Annotated in this window: 19 protein-coding genes and 1 tRNA gene; 6 read left to right on the plus strand and 14 right to left on the minus strand. The window is 59.6% G+C overall.

Translation table 11 applies throughout. From position 1 onward, the window contains the following. The first annotated feature begins 335 nt into the window (after positions 1 to 335). From gcvH to AB4N73_RS15260, 6 genes are all read left to right on the plus strand, one after another. Entirely contained in the window at positions 336 to 719 is a 384-nt protein-coding gene (gcvH, locus tag AB4N73_RS15235) for a glycine cleavage system protein GcvH (RefSeq protein ID WP_039758162.1), read from the plus strand. Positions 720 to 730: 11 nt separating this feature from the next. Continuing rightward, entirely contained in the window at positions 731 to 3,583 is a 2,853-nt protein-coding gene (gcvP, locus tag AB4N73_RS15240; RefSeq protein ID WP_460142261.1) for an aminomethyl-transferring glycine dehydrogenase, read from the plus strand. A 206-nt stretch (positions 3,584 to 3,789) separates the two neighbouring features. Continuing rightward, a complete protein-coding gene (locus AB4N73_RS15245) occupies positions 3,790 to 5,166 on the plus strand; it encodes an L-serine ammonia-lyase (protein WP_056787927.1) in 1,377 nt (458 codons plus the stop codon). Positions 5,167 to 5,276: 110 nt separating this feature from the next. Further along, positions 5,277 to 6,401 carry a glycine cleavage system aminomethyltransferase GcvT gene (gene gcvT / locus AB4N73_RS15250; protein ID WP_150741945.1) on the plus strand — a complete coding sequence of 375 codons (1,125 nt, stop codon included), beginning with the start codon at positions 5,277 to 5,279 and terminating at the stop codon, positions 6,399 to 6,401. Positions 6,402 to 6,804: 403 nt separating this feature from the next. Further along, on the plus strand, positions 6,805 to 7,017 hold the full coding sequence (locus tag AB4N73_RS15255) for a cold-shock protein (RefSeq protein ID WP_003227496.1): 213 nt from the start codon (positions 6,805 to 6,807) through the stop codon (positions 7,015 to 7,017). Positions 7,018 to 7,114: 97 nt separating this feature from the next. Further along, entirely contained in the window at positions 7,115 to 7,603 is a 489-nt protein-coding gene (locus AB4N73_RS15260) for an RDD family protein (protein WP_016773510.1), read from the plus strand. 134 nt (positions 7,604 to 7,737) lie between these two features. On the opposite strand, the gene nadA is transcribed toward AB4N73_RS15260, so the two are convergent. From nadA to ruvC, 14 genes are all read right to left on the minus strand, one after another. Beyond that, positions 7,738 to 8,796 (minus strand): quinolinate synthase NadA, encoded by a 1,059-nt coding sequence (gene nadA / locus AB4N73_RS15265; RefSeq protein WP_460142262.1) that lies wholly within the window; start codon positions 8,794 to 8,796, stop codon positions 7,738 to 7,740. Between the two features lie 271 nt (positions 8,797 to 9,067). After that, positions 9,068 to 9,143 (minus strand) — tRNA-Lys (locus tag AB4N73_RS15270). 63 nt (positions 9,144 to 9,206) lie between these two features. Next, entirely contained in the window at positions 9,207 to 9,899 is a 693-nt protein-coding gene (queC, locus tag AB4N73_RS15275) for a 7-cyano-7-deazaguanine synthase QueC (protein ID WP_056787919.1), read from the minus strand. A 1-nt stretch (position 9,900) separates the two neighbouring features. Beyond that, complete coding sequence (gene queE / locus AB4N73_RS15280) at positions 9,901 to 10,548, minus strand: 7-carboxy-7-deazaguanine synthase QueE (RefSeq protein ID WP_041479789.1); 648 nt, start codon at positions 10,546 to 10,548, stop codon at positions 9,901 to 9,903. Between the two features lie 167 nt (positions 10,549 to 10,715). Then, positions 10,716 to 11,555: a tol-pal system protein YbgF gene (ybgF, locus tag AB4N73_RS15285; protein WP_024014085.1), complete on the minus strand. Its 840-nt coding sequence runs from the start codon at positions 11,553 to 11,555 to the stop codon at positions 10,716 to 10,718. Between the two features lie 6 nt (positions 11,556 to 11,561). After that, positions 11,562 to 12,059, minus strand: coding sequence for a peptidoglycan-associated lipoprotein Pal (gene pal / locus AB4N73_RS15290; RefSeq protein WP_003178634.1), 498 nt, complete (start codon positions 12,057 to 12,059; stop codon positions 11,562 to 11,564). A gap of 52 nt (positions 12,060 to 12,111) precedes the next feature. Next, positions 12,112 to 13,392, minus strand: a complete 1,281-nt coding sequence (gene tolB, locus AB4N73_RS15295) for a Tol-Pal system beta propeller repeat protein TolB (protein ID WP_164488347.1) — start codon at positions 13,390 to 13,392, stop codon at positions 12,112 to 12,114. Positions 13,393 to 13,409: 17 nt separating this feature from the next. Then, a complete protein-coding gene (tolA, locus tag AB4N73_RS15300; protein WP_016773505.1) occupies positions 13,410 to 14,486 on the minus strand; it encodes a cell envelope integrity protein TolA in 1,077 nt (358 codons plus the stop codon). Further along, a complete protein-coding gene (gene tolR, locus AB4N73_RS15305) occupies positions 14,486 to 14,938 on the minus strand; it encodes a protein TolR (protein ID WP_160767866.1) in 453 nt (150 codons plus the stop codon). Before tolR ends, tolA begins: the two co-directional genes overlap by 1 nt. Before the next feature lie 23 nt (positions 14,939 to 14,961). Next, complete coding sequence (gene tolQ / locus AB4N73_RS15310; RefSeq protein WP_008080223.1) at positions 14,962 to 15,657, minus strand: protein TolQ; 696 nt, start codon at positions 15,655 to 15,657, stop codon at positions 14,962 to 14,964. Then, the gene (gene ybgC, locus AB4N73_RS15315) at positions 15,647 to 16,114 is read right to left on the minus strand and encodes a tol-pal system-associated acyl-CoA thioesterase (protein ID WP_041479792.1); all 468 of its coding nucleotides are present in this window, start codon (positions 16,112 to 16,114) and stop codon (positions 15,647 to 15,649) included. The genes tolQ and ybgC overlap by 11 nt, the downstream gene beginning before the upstream one ends. Before the next feature lie 127 nt (positions 16,115 to 16,241). Beyond that, entirely contained in the window at positions 16,242 to 17,303 is a 1,062-nt protein-coding gene (ruvB, locus tag AB4N73_RS15320; RefSeq protein WP_460142263.1) for a Holliday junction branch migration DNA helicase RuvB, read from the minus strand. Then, a complete protein-coding gene (gene ruvA / locus AB4N73_RS15325; RefSeq protein ID WP_024014088.1) occupies positions 17,304 to 17,912 on the minus strand; it encodes a Holliday junction branch migration protein RuvA in 609 nt (202 codons plus the stop codon). Positions 17,913 to 18,026: 114 nt separating this feature from the next. After that, positions 18,027 to 18,554 (minus strand): crossover junction endodeoxyribonuclease RuvC, encoded by a 528-nt coding sequence (ruvC, locus tag AB4N73_RS15330; RefSeq protein WP_016773501.1) that lies wholly within the window; start codon positions 18,552 to 18,554, stop codon positions 18,027 to 18,029. Between the last annotated feature and the right edge of the window lie 22 nt (positions 18,555 to 18,576).

An 18,576-nucleotide genomic window follows, 5' to 3' on the forward strand; every position in this document is an offset into this window, starting at 1 on the left:
CTCCCACAGGATTTATGGCGGATTCGAAATCCGTTCAAAAACGACCTCCACCTGTACCGAAAGCGCTACAGCGGAACGATATCGCTACAGTCGCCTGTGACCAGCGCTGCGCAACGCTTTGATCCGATTAAGCTTTTCTCCCCGCCCCACGCTGTAGCGATTTCGCTACAGGCGCAACCTGCCGACACCCACCTAAAAAATCCAAGCCATTGATTTATAAGGATAAATCAACCTTGGCCGCATTCTTGCTACCTGCCTCCTCATCTATTAAGGGCTTCCCCGCCCCAAGCTTTCCACCGCGTCCACCAGACGAGTCTGGCCCCTGAGGAGTTTCCATGAGCGAGTTGCGTTTTACTGAAGATCACGAATGGCTGCGCACCGAAGCCGACGGCAGTGTCACTGTCGGCATCACCGCATTCGCGCAGAACGCCTTGGGCGACGTGGTGTTCGTGCAACTGCCTGAGCTACAGGCTTACGAAAAAGGCGCTGAAGCCGCCACCGTGGAATCGGTGAAAGCCGCCAGCGGCGTGTACATGCCGCTCGATGGCGACGTGCTGGAAGTCAACCCGGCGCTGCAAGACGCTCCTGAGCTGGTCAACGAAGATCCGCTGGGCGAAGGCTGGTTCTTCCGCTTTCAGCCAAGCGACGCCGCCGCTGTCGGCAAACTGCTCGATCAGGACGCTTACGACCGCCTGATCAAAGCCCAAGCCGAAGCCTGAGGAATTACGCCATGACCGCCATCAATCTCGGCACCGCCAACGAATTCATCGCCCGTCACATCGGCCCGCGCGCCGGTGACGAGCAAGCCATGCTCAACAGCCTCGGCTTCGATTCCCTCGAAGCGCTGAGCGCCAGCGTCATCCCGGAAAGCATCAAGGGCACCAGCGTGCTGGGCATGGACGACGGCCTCAGCGAGGCCGACGCCCTGGCGATGATCAAATCCATCGCTGGCAAGAATCAGCTGTTCAAGACCTACATCGGCCAGGGCTACTACAACTGCCACACGCCGTCGCCGATCCTGCGCAACCTGCTGGAAAATCCGGCCTGGTACACCGCTTACACCCCATACCAGCCAGAAATTTCCCAGGGCCGTCTCGAAGCGCTGCTGAACTTCCAGACCATGATCAGCGACCTCACCGGCCTGCCGATCGCCAACGCCTCGCTGCTCGACGAAGCCACCGCCGCTGCCGAAGCCATGACCTTCTGCAAACGCCTGAGCAAGAACAAGGGCAGCCACCAGTTCTTCGCCTCGATCCACAGCCATCCACAGACCCTCGACGTGCTGCGCACCCGTGCCGAGCCGCTCGGCATTGACGTGGTCGTGGGCGATGAGCGCGAACTGACTGACGTCACGCCGTTCTTCGGCGCGCTGCTGCAATACCCGGCGAGCAACGGTGATGTGTTCGACTACCGCGAGCTGACCGAGCGCTTCCACGCCGCCAACGCTTTGGTGGCGGTGGCCGCTGACCTGCTCGCCCTGACCCTGCTCACCGCACCGGGAGAATTCGGTGCCGACGTTGCCATCGGTTCGGCGCAACGCTTCGGCGTGCCGCTGGGCTTCGGAGGCCCGCACGCCGCTTACTTCTCCACCAAAGATGCGTTCAAGCGCGACATGCCCGGCCGTCTGGTCGGTGTTTCGGTTGACCGTTTCGGCAAGCCGGCCCTGCGTCTGGCGATGCAGACCCGCGAGCAACACATCCGCCGCGAAAAGGCCACCTCGAACATCTGCACCGCTCAAGTGCTGCTGGCCAACATCGCCAGCATGTACGCCGTCTATCACGGCCCGAAAGGCCTGACGCAGATCGCCAACCGCGTGCATCACCTGACCGCGATTCTGGCCAAGGGCCTGACCGCGCTGGGCGCTCAAGTCGAGCAGGCAAACTTCTTCGACACCCTGACCGTTGCCACCGGCGCGCACACCGCCGCGCTGCACGACAAGGCGCATGCTGAGCAGATCAATTTGCGCGTGATCGACGCCGAACGTCTGGGCCTGTCGGTCGACGAAACCACCACTCAGGCTGATATCGAAACCCTGTGGGGCCTGTTCGCCGACGGCAAGACCCTGCCGGACTTCGCTGCGCTGGCCGCCTCGGTGCAGAGCACCATCCCTGCTGCGCTGGTGCGCCAGTCGCCGATCCTCAGCCACCCGGTGTTCAACCGTTACCACTCGGAAACCGAGCTGATGCGCTACCTGCGCAAACTGGCGGACAAGGACCTGGCACTGGATCGCACCATGATTCCACTGGGCTCGTGCACCATGAAACTCAACGCCGCCAGTGAAATGATCCCGGTGACCTGGGCCGAATTCGGTGCGCTGCACCCGTTCGCCCCGGCCGCACAAAGCGCCGGTTACCAGCAACTGACCGATGAGCTGGAAGCGATGCTCTGCGCCGCCACCGGTTACGACTCGATCTCGCTGCAACCGAACGCCGGTTCGCAAGGTGAATACGCAGGTCTCCTGGCGATCCGCGCCTACCACCAGAGCCGTGGCGACGAGCGCCGCGACATCTGCCTGATCCCGTCGTCGGCCCACGGCACCAACCCGGCCACCGCGCAAATGGCTGGTATGCGCGTGGTCGTCACCGCGTGCGATACCCGTGGCAACGTCGACATCGAAGACCTGCGCGCCAAAGCCATCGAGCACCGCGAACATCTCGCCGCGCTGATGATCACCTACCCGTCGACCCATGGCGTGTTCGAAGAAGGCATCCGCGAAATCTGCGCGATCATTCACGACAACGGCGGCCAGGTGTATATCGACGGCGCCAACATGAACGCCATGGTCGGCCTCTGCGCACCGGGCAAGTTCGGCGGCGACGTTTCGCACCTGAACCTGCACAAAACCTTCTGCATCCCGCACGGCGGTGGCGGCCCGGGCGTTGGCCCGATCGGCGTCAAGTCGCACCTGACCCCGTTCCTGCCGGGCCACGGCCAGATGGAACGCAAGGAAGGCGCGGTCTGCGCGGCACCGTTCGGCAGCGCAAGTATTTTGCCGATTACCTGGATGTACATCCGCATGATGGGTGGTGCCGGTCTGAAGCGCGCTTCGCAACTGGCGATCCTCAATGCCAACTACATTTCCCGCCGCCTCGAAGAGCATTACCCAGTGCTGTACACCGGCAGCAACGGCCTGGTGGCGCACGAGTGCATCCTCGATCTGCGTCCACTCAAAGACAGCAGCGGCATCAGCGTCGATGACGTCGCCAAGCGCCTGATCGACTTCGGCTTCCATGCGCCGACCATGTCGTTCCCGGTCGCCGGCACATTGATGATCGAGCCGACCGAAAGCGAATCCAAGGAAGAACTGGACCGCTTCTGCGACGCCATGATCCGCATCCGCGAGGAAATCCGCGCAGTGGAAAACGGCACGCTGGACAAGGAAGACAACCCGCTGAAAAACGCCCCGCACACCGCAGCGGAACTGGTCGGCGAATGGACCCACCCGTACAGCCGTGAGCAAGCGGTGTACCCGGTCGCGTCGCTGATCGAAGGCAAATACTGGCCGCCGGTCGGCCGTGTCGACAATGTCTTCGGCGATCGCAACCTGGTCTGCGCCTGCCCGTCGATCGAAAGCTACGCTTAATGGAATGAGGGGCTGAATATCGGCCCCGATTTCAGCAATACCCTAGATCCCCCTGTGGGAGCGAGCCTGCTCGCGAAGGCGCCATTTCAGTCAACGTAAATGGTGGCTGATCCGACGCTTTCGCGAGCAGGCTCGCTCCCACAAGGGATCTGCACCGATCTCAAAAACTGCGCCAATCCCTATAACAAGAAACCGGAGAACCACTCATGTCGTTAAGCGTGTTCGACCTGTTCAAGATTGGCATCGGTCCTTCCAGTTCTCACACCGTCGGCCCGATGCGCGCGGCTGCGCGCTTTGCCGAGGGCTTACGCCGTGAAAACCTGCTGACCAGCACCGCCAGCGTGCGTGTCGAGCTGTACGGTTCGCTCGGTGCTACCGGCAAAGGTCACGGCAGCGATAAAGCCGTGCTGCTCGGCCTTGAAGGCGAGCACCCGGACACAGTCGACACCGAAACCGTCGCCGCGCGCCTGCAGGAAATTCGCGGCAACGGCCGCTTGAACCTGCTCGGCGAACACTGCATTGCGTTCAACGAGAAAGAACATCTGGCGATGATCCGCAAGCCGTTGGCCTATCACCCCAACGGCATGATCTTTCGCGCCTTCGATGCGGCGGGGATTCAGATTCGCAGTCGCGAGTACTACTCGGTTGGCGGTGGTTTTGTCGTCGATGAAGATGCGGCCGGTGCCGATCGCATCGTCGAAGACGCCACGCCACTGACCTTCCCTTTCAAAAGCGCCAAGGACTTGCTCGTTCATTGCGCTACGTACGGGCTGTCGATCAGCCAGGTGATGCTGACCAATGAAAGCGCCTGGCGCCCGGAAGCCGAAACCCGTGCCGGCCTGCTGAAAATCTGGCAGGTGATGCAGGACTGCGTCGCTGCTGGCTGTCGTAACGAAGGTATCTTGCCGGGCGGTTTGAAGGTCAAACGCCGGGCGGCGGCGCTGCATCGGCAATTGTGCAAGAACCCGGAATCGGCCCTGCGCGATCCGTTGTCGGTGCTCGACTGGGTCAATCTTTATGCACTGGCGGTCAACGAAGAAAACGCCAATGGCGGACGCGTGGTCACTGCGCCCACCAATGGCGCGGCGGGGATCATTCCGGCGGTGCTGCATTACTACATGCGTTTTATCCCCGGGGCGAATGACGACGGTGTCGTGCGTTTTCTGCTGACCGCTGCCGCAATCGGCATTCTTTACAAGGAAAACGCTTCGATCTCCGGCGCCGAAGTCGGTTGTCAGGGTGAAGTCGGTGTGGCCTGTTCAATGGCGGCCGGCGCTCTGTGCGAAGTGCTCGGCGGCAGCGTGCAGCAAGTCGAGAACGCCGCGGAAATCGGCATGGAACACAACCTCGGTTTGACCTGCGACCCGATCGGCGGCCTGGTACAAGTCCCGTGCATCGAGCGCAATGCGATGGGTTCGGTGAAAGCCATCAATGCCGTGCGCATGGCCATGCGTGGCGACGGCCAGCATTTCGTCTCCCTCGACAAAGTCATCCGCACCATGCGCCAGACCGGCGCCGACATGAAAAGCAAATACAAGGAAACCGCCCGCGGCGGCCTGGCGGTCAACATTATCGAATGCTGATTACGAACTCAGCCAAACGTAACTAGCTCCCTCTCCCTCCGGGAGAGGGCTGGGGTGAGGGGCTCTTGATCTTGCCTCTCACCCGCAACCCAAATTCAAAGGAGCCACGCATGTCCACCGAACAACTCTCGAAAACCCCGCTGCACGCACTGCACCTCGAACTCGGCGCGCGCATGGTGCCGTTCGCCGGCTACGACATGCCCGTGCAATATCCGCTCGGGGTGATGAAAGAACACCAGCACACCCGCGAACAGGCGGGGCTGTTCGACGTCTCGCACATGGGCCAGATTCGTCTGACCGGTGCCAATGCGGCCAAAGCCCTGGAAACCCTGGTGCCGGTGGACATCATCGACCTGCCGGTGGGCATGCAGCGTTATGCGATGTTCACCAACGAAAGCGGCGGCATCCTCGACGACCTGATGGTTGCCAATCTGGGCAATGACGAGTTGTTCCTGGTGGTCAACGCCGCGTGCAAGGATCAGGATCTCGCGCATCTGCAAAAACACATCGGCGATCAGTGCACCATTACGGCGCTGTTCGAAGAGCGCGCCCTGCTCGCCCTGCAAGGTCCGGCAGCCGTCACGGTGCTGGCGCGTCTTGCGCCGGACGTGACGAAGATGACCTTCATGCAGTTCAACCGTGTGTCGTTGCTGGGCGTGGACTGCTTTGTCAGCCGTTCGGGCTACACCGGTGAAGACGGTTTCGAAATCTCTGTACCGGCCGCTGAAGCGGAGAAACTCGCCCGCGCCCTGCTCGCCGAACCAGAGGTTCAGGCCATCGGTCTTGGCGCCCGCGACTCGCTGCGTCTGGAAGCCGGCCTGTGCCTGTACGGCCATGACATGAACACCGAAACCACGCCGATCGAAGCCAGCCTGCTTTGGGCGATCTCCAAGCCCCGCCGCGCCGATGGCGCGCGGGCCGGCGGTTTCCCGGGCGCCGAGCAGATATTCGCGCAGCAACAGAACGGCGTCGCACGCAAACGCGTCGGCCTGCTGCCACAGGAGCGTACCCCGGTGCGTGAAGGCGCAGAGATCGTCAACGAGGCCGGCGAGATCATCGGCAGCGTCTGCAGCGGCGGCTTTGGTCCGACCTTGGGCGGGCCATTGGCGATGGGTTACCTCGACAGCGCCTACGTCACGCTCGATACGCCCGTATGGGCCATCGTCCGTGGGAAAAAGGTGCAAATGCTTGTAAGCAAAATGCCATTTGTTCCACAACGCTACTATCGCGGTTGATCGACTGTTTCTATAAGTAACGCGATTGCGTTATGCGTGCACTAATGTGTAACGCAATCGCCATAAAACAGTGCGTTTTTTATCATCTGTTTCGAATATGAACGTTGCTTATAACGACTGCAAAAAACTGAACCAGACAATCGTCCAAGACTGCACTAGTGAACTGACTAATTGCCGCGAAGAGCAGTAAAACCGGGGCCTTCGCAGGGCTTGTTTTTTCTCCCGTAGTTGGCGTAGAGTTTGTCCACTGTGTTTGCATGGGTCAGCTTGGAATCGTGACCTGGGCAGTAGCCTACAAGTTAGCTACATCCCGCTCGACGTCTTCTTACTCCTTGCAACCAGCTCCAGTACTCTTTCATGTGAAAGGGGCTGTCATCAATTTATGCGTCAAAGGAAATAAGAAATGTCCACACGTCAGAGCGGTACCGTCAAGTGGTTTAACGACGAGAAAGGTTTTGGTTTTATCACTCCAGAAAGCGGTCCGGATCTGTTCGTACATTTCCGCGCCATTCAGGGCAACGGCTTCAAGAGCCTGAAAGAAGGCCAGAAGGTGACTTTCGTTGCCGTGCAAGGCCAGAAAGGCATGCAGGCTGACGAAGTACAAGCAGAAGCCTGATCTTCTGATACGAAAAAGCCCCTGATATTGATATCAGGGGCTTTTTTGTGCGCGCTAATCCGTAAAATGGCGCTTCCATTCGCGTCCCGAGGCTGCCATGTCGAAACACCTGCTCACGCCGCAAGGGGACTTTCCTCCCGTTGCTCTCGGTCGTCGTCTGGCGGCGATGTTCTACGACTTCCTGCTGTGCACCGCCCTGCTGATCGTCACCGGATTCATCTATAAGTTGATCCAGGCGGCGATCATTGGCGAAGAGCGTCTGCGAGTGATGACCGACGCCGGCCAGCTGGATGGTGATCCGCTCTACTCCACGGTGCTGCTGTTGGTATTGTTCGGCTTCTTCGCCAAGTTCTGGACCCACGGCGGGCAGACACTGGGCATGCAGGTGTGGGGGATCCGCGTGCAGAACGCCAACGGCACAGCGATCAGCCTGTGGCAGGCGCTGCTGCGCTTTATGGTGTCGATCGCGTCGTGGTTGTGTATCGGGCTGGGGTTCTTCTGGTCGCTGTTCGACAAGCAGAAACGCACCTGGCACGACATCTATTCGGATACGCGTGTGGTGCGGATCCCGAAGAAGAGCAAATAACCGCCTGACACCGAATACCATTGTGGGAGCGAGCCTGCTCGCGAAGGGGTCGCATCAGTCGATTTTGATGGTGACTGACACACCGCTATCGCGAGCAGGCTCGCTCCCACAGGTTTGTGTAATGCCTTTGAAGCTTAAGCGTTACCGGCCAGCTTCATCCGCGCTGCCTGGGTGAAGTCGAGCATGCGCTTCAACGGGCGGATCGCCTGGGGAATCAGCGCCGGATCGACAAAGATCTCGTTGGTGCCTTCTTTCAGGCTCTTGAGCGTGCGCTCAAGTGTGTTCATGGCCATCCACGGGCAATGCGCGCAACTGCGGCAAGCCGCGCCGTTACCGGCGGTAGGCGCTTCGATAAAGACCTTGTCCGGGCACAGCTGCTGCATCTTGTAGAAGATGCCACGGTCGGTGGCGACGATCAGGGTCTTGTTCGGCAGGCTTTGCGCGGCAGCGATCAACTGGCTGGTGGAACCGACGGCGTCCGCCAGCTCGATCACCGAAGTCGGCGACTCGGGATGCACCAGAATCGCTGCGTCCGGGTACAGCGCCTTCATGTCTTCGAGCTGCTTGGACTTGAACTCTTCGTGAACGATGCAGGCACCATCCCAAAGCAGCATGTCGGCGCCGGTCTTGCGCTGAATGTAAGTGCCAAGGTGCTTGTCCGGGCCCCAGATGATCGTCTCGCCGTTGTCCATCAGGCTTTCGACGATTTCCAGTGCGCAGCTCGAAGTCACCACCCAGTCAGCCCGAGCCTTCACGGCGGCGGAAGTATTGGCATACACCACCACGGTGCGCTCTGGATGCTGATCACAAAACTCCGAGAACTCATCGACCGGGCAACCCAGGTCCAGCGAGCACGTCGCCTCCAGGGTCGGCATCAGCACTCGCTTTTCCGGGTTGAGAATTTTTGCCGTCTCGCCCATGAACTTCACGCCGGCGACCACCACGGTCTTGGCCGGATGGGCATTGCCGAAGCGTGCCATTTCCAGGGAGTCGGAAACACAGCCGCCGGTTTCTTCGGCCAGGGCCTGAATCACCGGATCGCAATAAAAGTGGGCCACGAGCACCGCGTCCTGAGCCTTGAGCTCGGCGGCGATGGCGGAACGGTAATAAGCCTCCTCTTCTGCCGTCAGCGGTTTGGGCTGTTTGGCGTCGAGGTGGGCTTGAACCAGAAGGCGTTCGGAAATCTGCGTCATGTTCGCAAGACCTGCAGGCGCATTCGCGCGAAAGTCGAGTATACACCCGGCTCCGGACCGCTAGAGGGTACCGCCGGGAGAGTGAGTATCATCAGGCACGGGACAGCGTTGAAGCTGCGCAAGGCTACAGAATATCCCGTTGATACAAAAGATGATTCTGACCTGTGTCAGGCCGCCCGCGCTGAAACGTCGAACGCCCGAATTGCAGGCAAAAAAAAACCCGGAAATCCTCACTTTCGTGGGCCTTCCGGATTTTCTAAACCGCCAAATATGGTGGGTCGTGTGGGATTCGAACCTACGACCAATTGGTTAAAAGCCAACTGCTCTACCAACTGAGCTAACGACCCGCTGTGTGGTGGCGCGTATAATACTGATTTTTAAGGACTATTCAACACCTTTTTTGAAAAAGATCAAAAATAAGGAGTTGGATCGCTCACACCCGCCGCCGCGAAGCCTTCAGCACGCAGGCGGCAGCTGTCGCATTTGCCGCAGGCGCGGCCGTCATCGTCTGCCTGATAGCAGGAAACCGTCAGGCCATAATCCACGCCCAGCTTCACGCCAGCCTGGACGATCTGCGCCTTGCTCAGGTTTTGCAGTGGCGCCTGAATGCGGAAGCCATTGCCTTCCACGCCCGCTTTGGTGGCCAGGTTGGCCATGCGCTCGAACGACTCGATGAACTCGGGACGGCAATCCGGGTAGCCGGAATAATCCACTGCATTGACGCCGATGAAGATGTCGCGCGCGCCGAGCACTTCGGCCCAACCCAATGCCAACGACAGAAACACCGTGTTGCGCGCCGGCACGTAAGTCACCGGAATGCCTTCGCCCAGCTCTTCCGGAATATCGATGCTGGTGTCAGTCAGCGCCGAGCCGCCCATGCCATTGAGGTTCAATCCGATGACCTTGTGCTCGACCACTCCCAGATCGCGAGCAACGCGGGCGGCGGCATGCAATTCAGCATGGGAGCGCTGGCCGTAATCGAAGCTCATGGTGTAGCAGGCGTAGCCTTCGGCGCGTGCCATCGCCACCACGGTGGCCGAGTCGAGGCCGCCCGAAAGCAGGATAACGGCACGTTTTTCGGTAGTGTTCGGTTGTTCAATCATCTCAGCGCCCCGGCTCATCATTCCATAGATATTTATGCAACTGCAGTTGCAGCCGCACTGGCAGGTTATCTGCCACCACCCAATCCGCCAGATCCCTGGCATTGAGGTCATGATGACTTGGGGAGAAAAGCACTTCACCCGCACGTCTATCAAGCCCGTACTGGATCAGTTTCGATACCGCCCAGTCATAGTCTTCCCGCGAGCAGATGACAAATTTCACCTGATCGTTGCGGGTCAGCAGTTCGATGTTCTCGTAACGGTTGCGATGGGCTTCTTTCGAGCCCGGCGTTTTCAGGTCGACGACGCGACTGACACGCGGATCGACGGCGGACACGTCGAGGGCGCCGCTGGTTTCCAGCGACACCTCGTAACCGGCATCACACAACCGTTCAAGCAAAGGAATGGCGTTCGGCTGAGCCAACGGCTCACCGCCGGTGACACAGACGTAGCGCGGACGATATCCGGCCACTTGCTCAAGGATGTCGTCGAGGGTGCGGACGGTGCCGCCGCTGAACGCATAAGCGCTGTCGCAGTATTGGCAACGCAACGGGCAACCGGTCAGGCGCACGAAAACCGTGGGCAGCCCGGCAGTCCGAGTTTCCCCCTGCAACGAGTAGAAAACTTCGGTGATTCTCAATGTGTCTTGCATAGTCGCCACGGGCGTAACAGCTAAACAGGCTGTCCGCCTCCGTCAGGCACTTCAGGCAATCCCGCCAACGCGTAGACCACAAGAAGCGTGTTTCAGAAAAAGGGCGTGAATTCTAACGAAAAAACCCGCGACAAGCGCGGGTTTCTTCAAAACACGGATGAACAGGCTTACATGCGCTGCAAATCACGCTGGGCCAGCTGCGCGGCGGAAGTGCCCGGATATTGGGACACAACCTGCTGCAGAATGCCTTTGACCTTGTCGGTATGACCGAGGCGGCGCTCTACGTCAGCCAGCTTGTACAGCGAATCCGGCACTTTGTTGTGCTTGGGATACAGCTGCGAAACCTTGGCAAAGGCCTGACCTGCACCTTGCAGATCACCCTTGGCCAGGTTCACTTCGCCCAACCAGTATTGAGCGTTGCCCGCGTACTGGCTGTTGGGGTATTTGCGCAGGAAAGCGGCGAAGGCTTGGCTGGCCTTGTCGAAATCCTTGGCTTTGATCAGGTCGAAAGCGGCATCGTAATACAGCTTTTCCTTGGCCGGATCAGCCGGTTCGCTACCCGCAGCAGGGGCCTGGGCTGCCGCAGCAGCACCCGCGCCTGCGGCAGCACCGGCAGCAGCACTTGCATCGCCACCGGCAGAAGAATTCTCGGGAGTCGCGGCTGGTGCAACGCCGGATCCTATGCGCCGATCAAGATCCTGGTATCGCTCCAGGGATTCCTGCTTCATGCGCGAAACCTGATTCTGCAGTTCTTCGATCACGCCCTGTTGGCGCGAGATCTGGTCCTGCATCTGTTGCAATTGGTTGAACAGCATGCCTTGTGCCGAGGCAGGGGCCGAAGCCGCTCCCCCGGCATAGGCGCCGTTCGTACCGTAACCCGCAGGCGGATAACTGCTCCCGCTATTGTTATAACCGGAGTTGTCATCGACCACAGGAACCGCAGCCCACGCCGCAAGCGGCGCGAGGCTGAGAGCCAGAACAGTTACAGCACGACGGCACGTTCGCATATCGAATTACTTACGCAGTTCGACGCGACGGTTCTGGGCCCAGGACTGCTCGTCGTTGCCGGTAGCAACTGGACGCTCTTCGCCGTAGGAAACCAGTTCCAGCTGAGCTGGGGAAACACCTTGCAGTACCAGGTAGCGCTGAACGGCTTTCGCACGACGCTCGCCCAGTGCCATGTTGTACTCACGAGTACCACGTTCGTCGGTGTTGCCTTCCAGAACAACGCGAGCGCCGTTTGCTTTCAGGTCTTTGGCGTGAACGTCCAGAGCGCGCATGGCTTCTGGCTTCAGGTCCGAGCTGTCGTATTCGAAGTAGAAGGTGGTGATTGCGCGCAGAGCAGCTTCTTCGCTCAGGGAACCGTCAACGGCACCGGTGTTTGCGCCGTAACCAGCGTTTGGATCAACAGCGCCTTCACCGGCGTTGTCGCCGCCTTTGGACGAGCAACCTACAGCTACAGCCATGGCCAGAGCCAGCGCAGCAAATTTACCAAACTTCAGCATTTCCATCGTGAAACTCCTAATGAACCCCAGTGTGTTAAGTAAAACGTGTAGCGCCCGCTCACTTCAGGTAAGGGGACCAGGACGGTTCTCTGACTTCGCCTTGAGCGGTAGGAAGCGGGAGCCTCACGCGTCCATTAATGGACACGAGCATCAAGACTCCCCGGCCCTGTTGGCGGGTGGCGTAGATTACCATGGTGCCGTTGGGCGCAACAGTAGGTGACTCGTCCAGAGTGCTATCAGTGAGGATCTTTACACTACCCCGCTGCAGATCCTGAGCTGCCACCTTGAAATTGGTGAAGCCATCCTGACGATGAATCATCACCAAAGTCTTTTCATCAGCCGAAAGTTTCGGGTTGGCGTTGTAGTTGCCCACGAACGTCACACGCTCGGCACCACCGCCACCGACGCTGGTTTTATAGATTTGCGGCTTGCCGCCACGGTCCGAGGTGAAGTAGATGGTCGAGCCATCCTTGCCCCAGAACGGTTCGGTATTGATGCCCTGACCGTTGGTTACGCGGCTGATCTGACGCGAACCGAGGTTCATCACGTAGATATCCGGGTTACCGTCTTTCGAAAGCACGAACGCCAGGCGATTGCCATCCGGCGACCAGGCTGGCGCGCCGTTGAGGCCTTCGAAGTTGGTGATCTGCTCACGGCGACCGGTGTCGATGTTCTGCATGAAGATACGCGGACGCTTCTGCTCGAACGACACGTAGGCGATACGCTTGCCGTCCGGTGCAAAACGCGGCGACAGGATCGGCTCGCGCGATTGCAGCAGAGTCACTGCGCGGGCGCCGTCATAGTCGGAGCGCTGCAGGGTGTAGCGCGTGTTCTTCTCGGAGAAACGCTCGGCCGTCACGTACAGCAGGCGCGTCGAGAAGGCACCTTCAATGCCGGTCAGCTTCTGGAACGACTGATCGGAGATGAAGTGCGCCATGTCACGGATCTGGTCGGTCGTACCGGAAACACTGCCGTCCGCCACTTTCTGCTCGGTGGCGACATTGAACAGCGCCCACTGCACCTGCAGGCGACCGCCCGCTGGAGCGATGCTGCCGACCATCATGTACTGAGCACCCACCGCCTTCCAGTCACGGAAGATGATTTCGCTCGGCTGGCTTGGCTGGCTGATCATGTTGGCTTTCGGAATAGGCGAGTAATAGCCCGAGTTGCGCAAATCGTTGCCAATGATTTCAGCCATGTCATCAGGCAGCACGGCGCCGCCCTGCATGCCGAACGGTACGACGGCGATCGGGGTGGCCCGATCGCTGCCGCTGGTGACCAGAATGTTCTTTTCATCTGCCGTCGCGATCCCTGCCATGCAGCAGATCACGACCAGCATTCCTCGAAGAAGGTTTCTCACAAGGCTAGATCCTCAGGTGTGAATGTCATCTTGAATGAACGATACGGAGCGAAATCGCTCGGCTTCATTCCCTGCATTTCTGTCAAACGTCCAATATTCTTCACTGCCGCGACTGCCGAAGCATCGAACGGACCGTCACCACTGGACTTGGCGACGCTGACCGAAGTCACCGTGCCGTCCGGCAACATGCCGATTTGCAGCACGACCGTCATGCCTTTGCGCGCCGAAGGAGGACGAGCCCAGCCTTCCGCTGCACGAGCGCGAATCAGGTCATCGAAACTGCCGGCAACTTCGTCACCCTGCTCATCTGCCAGGGCCTGCTGACGCTGCGGCGTGTCGGAAAGCAGATCTGCCAGGGCCTGGGCCTTTTTGTCTTCGGCGGATTTGCGTGCCGCTTCCTGCGCTTTCTTCTTCGCAGCATCGGCAGCAGCTTTCTTCTTCGCGTCTTCGGCGACTTTCTTCTTCGCCTCTTCAGCTTCAGCTTTCTTCTTGGCGTCTTCGGCGGCTTTCTTCTTCGCGTCTTCGACGATCTTCTTCTTGGCTTCTTCGGCAGCGGCCTTCTTCGCCTCTTCCTCAGCAGCCTTTTTCGCTTCGTCTTCGGCCTTCTTCTTGGCTATATCAGCCAATTGTTTCTCTTCGGCCTTTTTCGCTTCGGCTTTCTTCGCGTCGTCGGCTTTCTTGGCTTCATCAGCCTTTTTCGCCTCGTCGGCTTTTTTCGCCTCGTCGGCCTTCTTGGCTTCCTCGGCCTTTTGAGCCGCTTCCTCTTTCTTTTGTTCCGCCGCCTTCACCGCTTCCTGCTCGATCTTTTTCTGCTCCATCTGTTCGACTTCGGTCTGGCGCGCGGCGGATTTCTTCGCCTCACCCGCAATCTTCTGATTGGTCTGGGTGGTCGCCTGACTTTTCGATTTCAGCTGGTACAGAGTCGCCTGGACGATCGGCTTGGCCGGCGGCAGTTCGGGCGTGAAGGCAAAACTGACGAACAGCATGCCGAACACCAGCACGTGCAGGACGATTGCCAGAACACTAGGCCAGAAGTAGCTTTCCGAGGCGGACGGCTCTCGCTGTTGCTGCATCAGGGGGCCTCGGTAATCAGACCAACGTTACCGACCCCGGCTTTCTGCAACCCGCCCATGGCACCCATGACGGCGCCGTAGTCGACAGTTTTGTCACCACGAATGAACACCTGGGTGCGTTTGCCGCCCTCGGTGCCGGCGCGGATGATCTTGGTCACCGCGTCCGTCATCTGTGGCAGGGTCATGGCCCTGTCCTGTTGCTTCTCGGTGTCGACTTCGCTGCCAAGGTTCCAGTAGTAGGTCTTGTCAGCCTTGATCGAAATGGTCAGGACCTGAGTGTTGTTGTCCTGCGGCAAGGCTTCGCTGGAAACCTTGGGCAGATCAACTTTCACGCCCTGATTGAGCATCGGCGCGGTCACCATGAAGATGACCAGCAGCACCAACATCACGTCGATGTAGGGCACCACGTTCATCTCGGCGACCGGCTTGCGCTTTTTGCGAGCTCGAGCGATTAAAGCCATCGGGAAATACCTGCTTATTCTTCGCTGGTGTGCACTTTGCGGTGCAGGATCGCCTGGAATTCATCGGCGAAGGTGTAGTAGCGGCCCAGCAAGGTTTCGCTGCGCGCAGCAAAACGGTTGTAAGCGATGACCGCCGGGATCGCAGCGAACAGGCCGATCGCGGTGGCGATGAGGGCTTCGGCGATACCCGGGGCAACGGTGGCGAGCGTCGCTTGCTGGGCGCTGGCCAGACCACGGAAGGAGTTCATGATCCCCCACACGGTGCCGAACAGACCGATGTACGGGCTGACCGAACCGACGGTGGCGAGGAACGGCAGGCTCTGCTCGAGTTTCTCTTCTTCGCGCGAGATGGCCACGCGCATGGCACGGGCGACACCTTCCATCACGGCTTCAGGATCGACACCTGGCTGCTGACGCAGACGGGAGAATTCCTTGAAGCCGGCACGGAAGATCTGCTCCACGCCCGAATCCGGATCAGGGTTGCTGCCGGCCTGACGGTACAGTTTGGACAGGTCGATACCCGACCAGAAGCGCTCTTCGAAGCTCTCCAGGGCACGTCGACCGGCACGCAGCAAATTGCTGCGCTGAAAGATCATGATCCATGAGGTCACCGATGCGGCCACCAGGGTCAACATTACCAACTGCACCACGATGCTGGCATTGCTGACCAGGCTCCACATGGAGGAATGGTCGACGACGTTAGCTTCCACGCTTTATCTCCTGCTTTGAGTGTGTACCCGGGCCGACCGCGTCGGCGAAGGCCGCACGCAGGTCTTCGGGAAGGGCCCGGGGTTTCAAACTGTCGGTGCGCACGCAGGCCACCAAAAACTGCCCTTCGCAGAGCAGCACATTATCCGTGGCCCGCCTGACCTGCTGTTTGAAGCGCAGGCTGGCACGGTTCAATTCGATTACATCAGCGCTTACCAGCAGTTCGTCATCCAGTCGCGCCGGCGCGTGGTAGCGCGCTTCGCTGGAATGCACGACGAACAACAGGTCCTCTCCGGCAAGCACAGATTGGGCAAAACCCAGTTCCCGTAGCCGCTCGGTTCGAGCCCGTTCCATAAACTTGAGGTAATTAACGTAATACACGATGCCGCCCGCATCGGTGTCCTCGTAATAAACGCGACAACGATGTGCGAACGGCTCAAGCCCGTTTTGCGCGCGCATACTCTAGTGCTTACTCCTCAGGTTGCCAATCCGGCCAGACAACTGTTTTTCGTGGTTTCAAAGCTTTAACGCAAAAGTACCGTCGTCTGACAGTACAAACCCTGAATAAATCACCAGCAAATGTGTATCAATCGTCGACGGCGTCGAGAAACTCGTCTCCCAAGGGCATCTCGCCCATGCGTGACGGAACATTCAAACCGAAATGCAGATAGGCATGCCGCGTCACTACCCTGCCCCGTGGCGTGCGCATGATGTAGCCCTGCTGGATCAGATACGGTTCGAGCACGTCTTCAATGGTGTGGCGTTCTTCACTGATCGCCGCCGCCAGACTGTCGATACCAACCGGACCGCCGTCGAACTTCTCGATCATGGTCAACAGCAGGCGCCGGTCCTGGTGATCGAAACCGTGTTCGTCGACGTCCAGCAGGTTCAGCGCCAGATCCGCCACCGCTTTGGTGATGTGTCCCTTGGCGCGTACTTCAGCGAAATCGCGCACCCGCCGCAGCAGACGGTTGGCAATTCGCGGCGTGCCACGGGCGCGACGGGCGATCTCGAACGAACCTTCCGGGTCCAGCGGCAGGCCGAGAATCGCCGCCGAACGACTGACGATCGTTGCCAGATCCGCCGTGCTGTAGAACTCCAGGCGCTGGACGATACCGAAGCGATCACGCAACGGATTGGTCAGCATGCCGGCGCGGGTGGTGGCGCCGACCAGAGTGAACGGCGGCAGATCGAGTTTGATCGAACGCGCCGCCGGCCCCTCGCCGATCATGATGTCGAGCTGGAAATCTTCCATCGCCGGGTACAGCACTTCTTCAACGATCGGCGACAGACGATGAATTTCGTCGATGAACAACACATCGTGCGGCTCAAGATTGGTCAGCAACGCGGCCAGATCACCCGGGCGTTCCAGCACTGGCCCGGAGGTGCTCTTGATCGACACGCCCATTTCCTGGGCAATGATGTTCGCCAGCGTGGTCTTGCCCAGCCCCGGCGGGCCGAAGATCAGGGTGTGATCGAGGGACTCGCTGCGGCCACGGGCAGCCTGGATAAACAGCTCCATCTGCTCGCGCACGGTCGGCTGGCCAATGTAGTCGGCCAGGCTGACCGGGCGGATGGCCCGATCCTGGACTTCTTCGCGCTCGCGCGGGCTGTGCGCGGCGGCGATCAGACGATCAGCTTCAATCACTTAAATCATTCCCTTCAGAGCGCGGCGGATCAGGTCTTCGCTGCTCAGGTTCTTGTCTTTGATCGCGGAAATCGCCTTGCTCGCTTCCTGCGGCTTGTAGCCCAGCGAGATCAACGCGCTGACCGCATCGGTCTCGGCACTGTTGACCGGCGCCGGGCCGTCCGGCTGATTCGGCACCAGCGCGAACATCGCCGGCGAAGTTTCCCAGGCCTTGAAGCGATCTTTCAATTCCACCAGCAAACGCTCGGCGGTTTTCTTGCCAACCCCCGGCACCTTGGTCAGCGCCGAAGTGTCCTGAGACTGCACGCAGCGCACCAGCTCGTCGACTTCCAGGCTCGACATCAACGCCAGCGCCAGTTTCGGTCCGACGCCATTGAGACGGATCAGCTCGCGAAAGAAGTCTCGCTCACGCTTGCCGGCAAAACCATAGAGCAATTGCGCATCTTCGCGTACGACCAAATGGGTGTGCAGGGTCAGCGGTTCGCCGACCGACGGCAGACGATAAAGGGTGGTCATGGGCACTTCCACCTCATAGCCAAGGCCGTTCACATCGAGAATCAGGTGCGGCGGCTGTTTCTCAGCCAGGGTGCCGCGCAAGCGTCCAATCACGTTTTGAATCCTTGAGCGCTGGCCAGCCGTGGGCTGGCGACGATTGAAGGTGGCTTGCGCGCCAACAACACAGGCACCGCGAAGTCACTTTCGAGAAAATTGATGCTGATGCTATCAGAGACGCAGGCGCCCGCCACGACTGCGTGCGGTTCCCAGACCGTGCGGCAGCAGGCTTGAGCGCGTGTGCGCATGGCAAATGGCAATCGCGAGAGCGTCGGAGGCGTCGATCTGCGGCTTGCTGGTCAACTTGAGCATGTGCATGACCATCATCTGCACCTGCTCCTTATTGGCCGCACCGGTGCCGACCACCGCCTGTTTGACTTGCGTGGCGGTGTACTCGGCGATTTCCAGACACTCTTCGGCGCCGGCGACAATCGCAGCCCCGCGCGCCTGCCCGAGCTTCAGCGCCGAGTCGGCGTTTTTCGCCATGAACACCTTTTCGATGCCCATGGTCACCGGGCCGTAGGTCTTGATGATTTCGCGCACGCCGCGATAGACGATCTGCAGACGCTCATGCAGCTCGCCGGAACCGGTGCGAATGCAGCCCGAGGCCACATAGATGCAGCCACCCCGCCCGGTATCGCGAACGATCCCGTAACCGGTGATGCGCGAACCGGGGTCGATACCAAGGATTAAAGTCATAACGCCTGCAGATTCATAAAAC

It is taken from the genome of Pseudomonas sp. S3_B08, assembly GCF_054667725.1.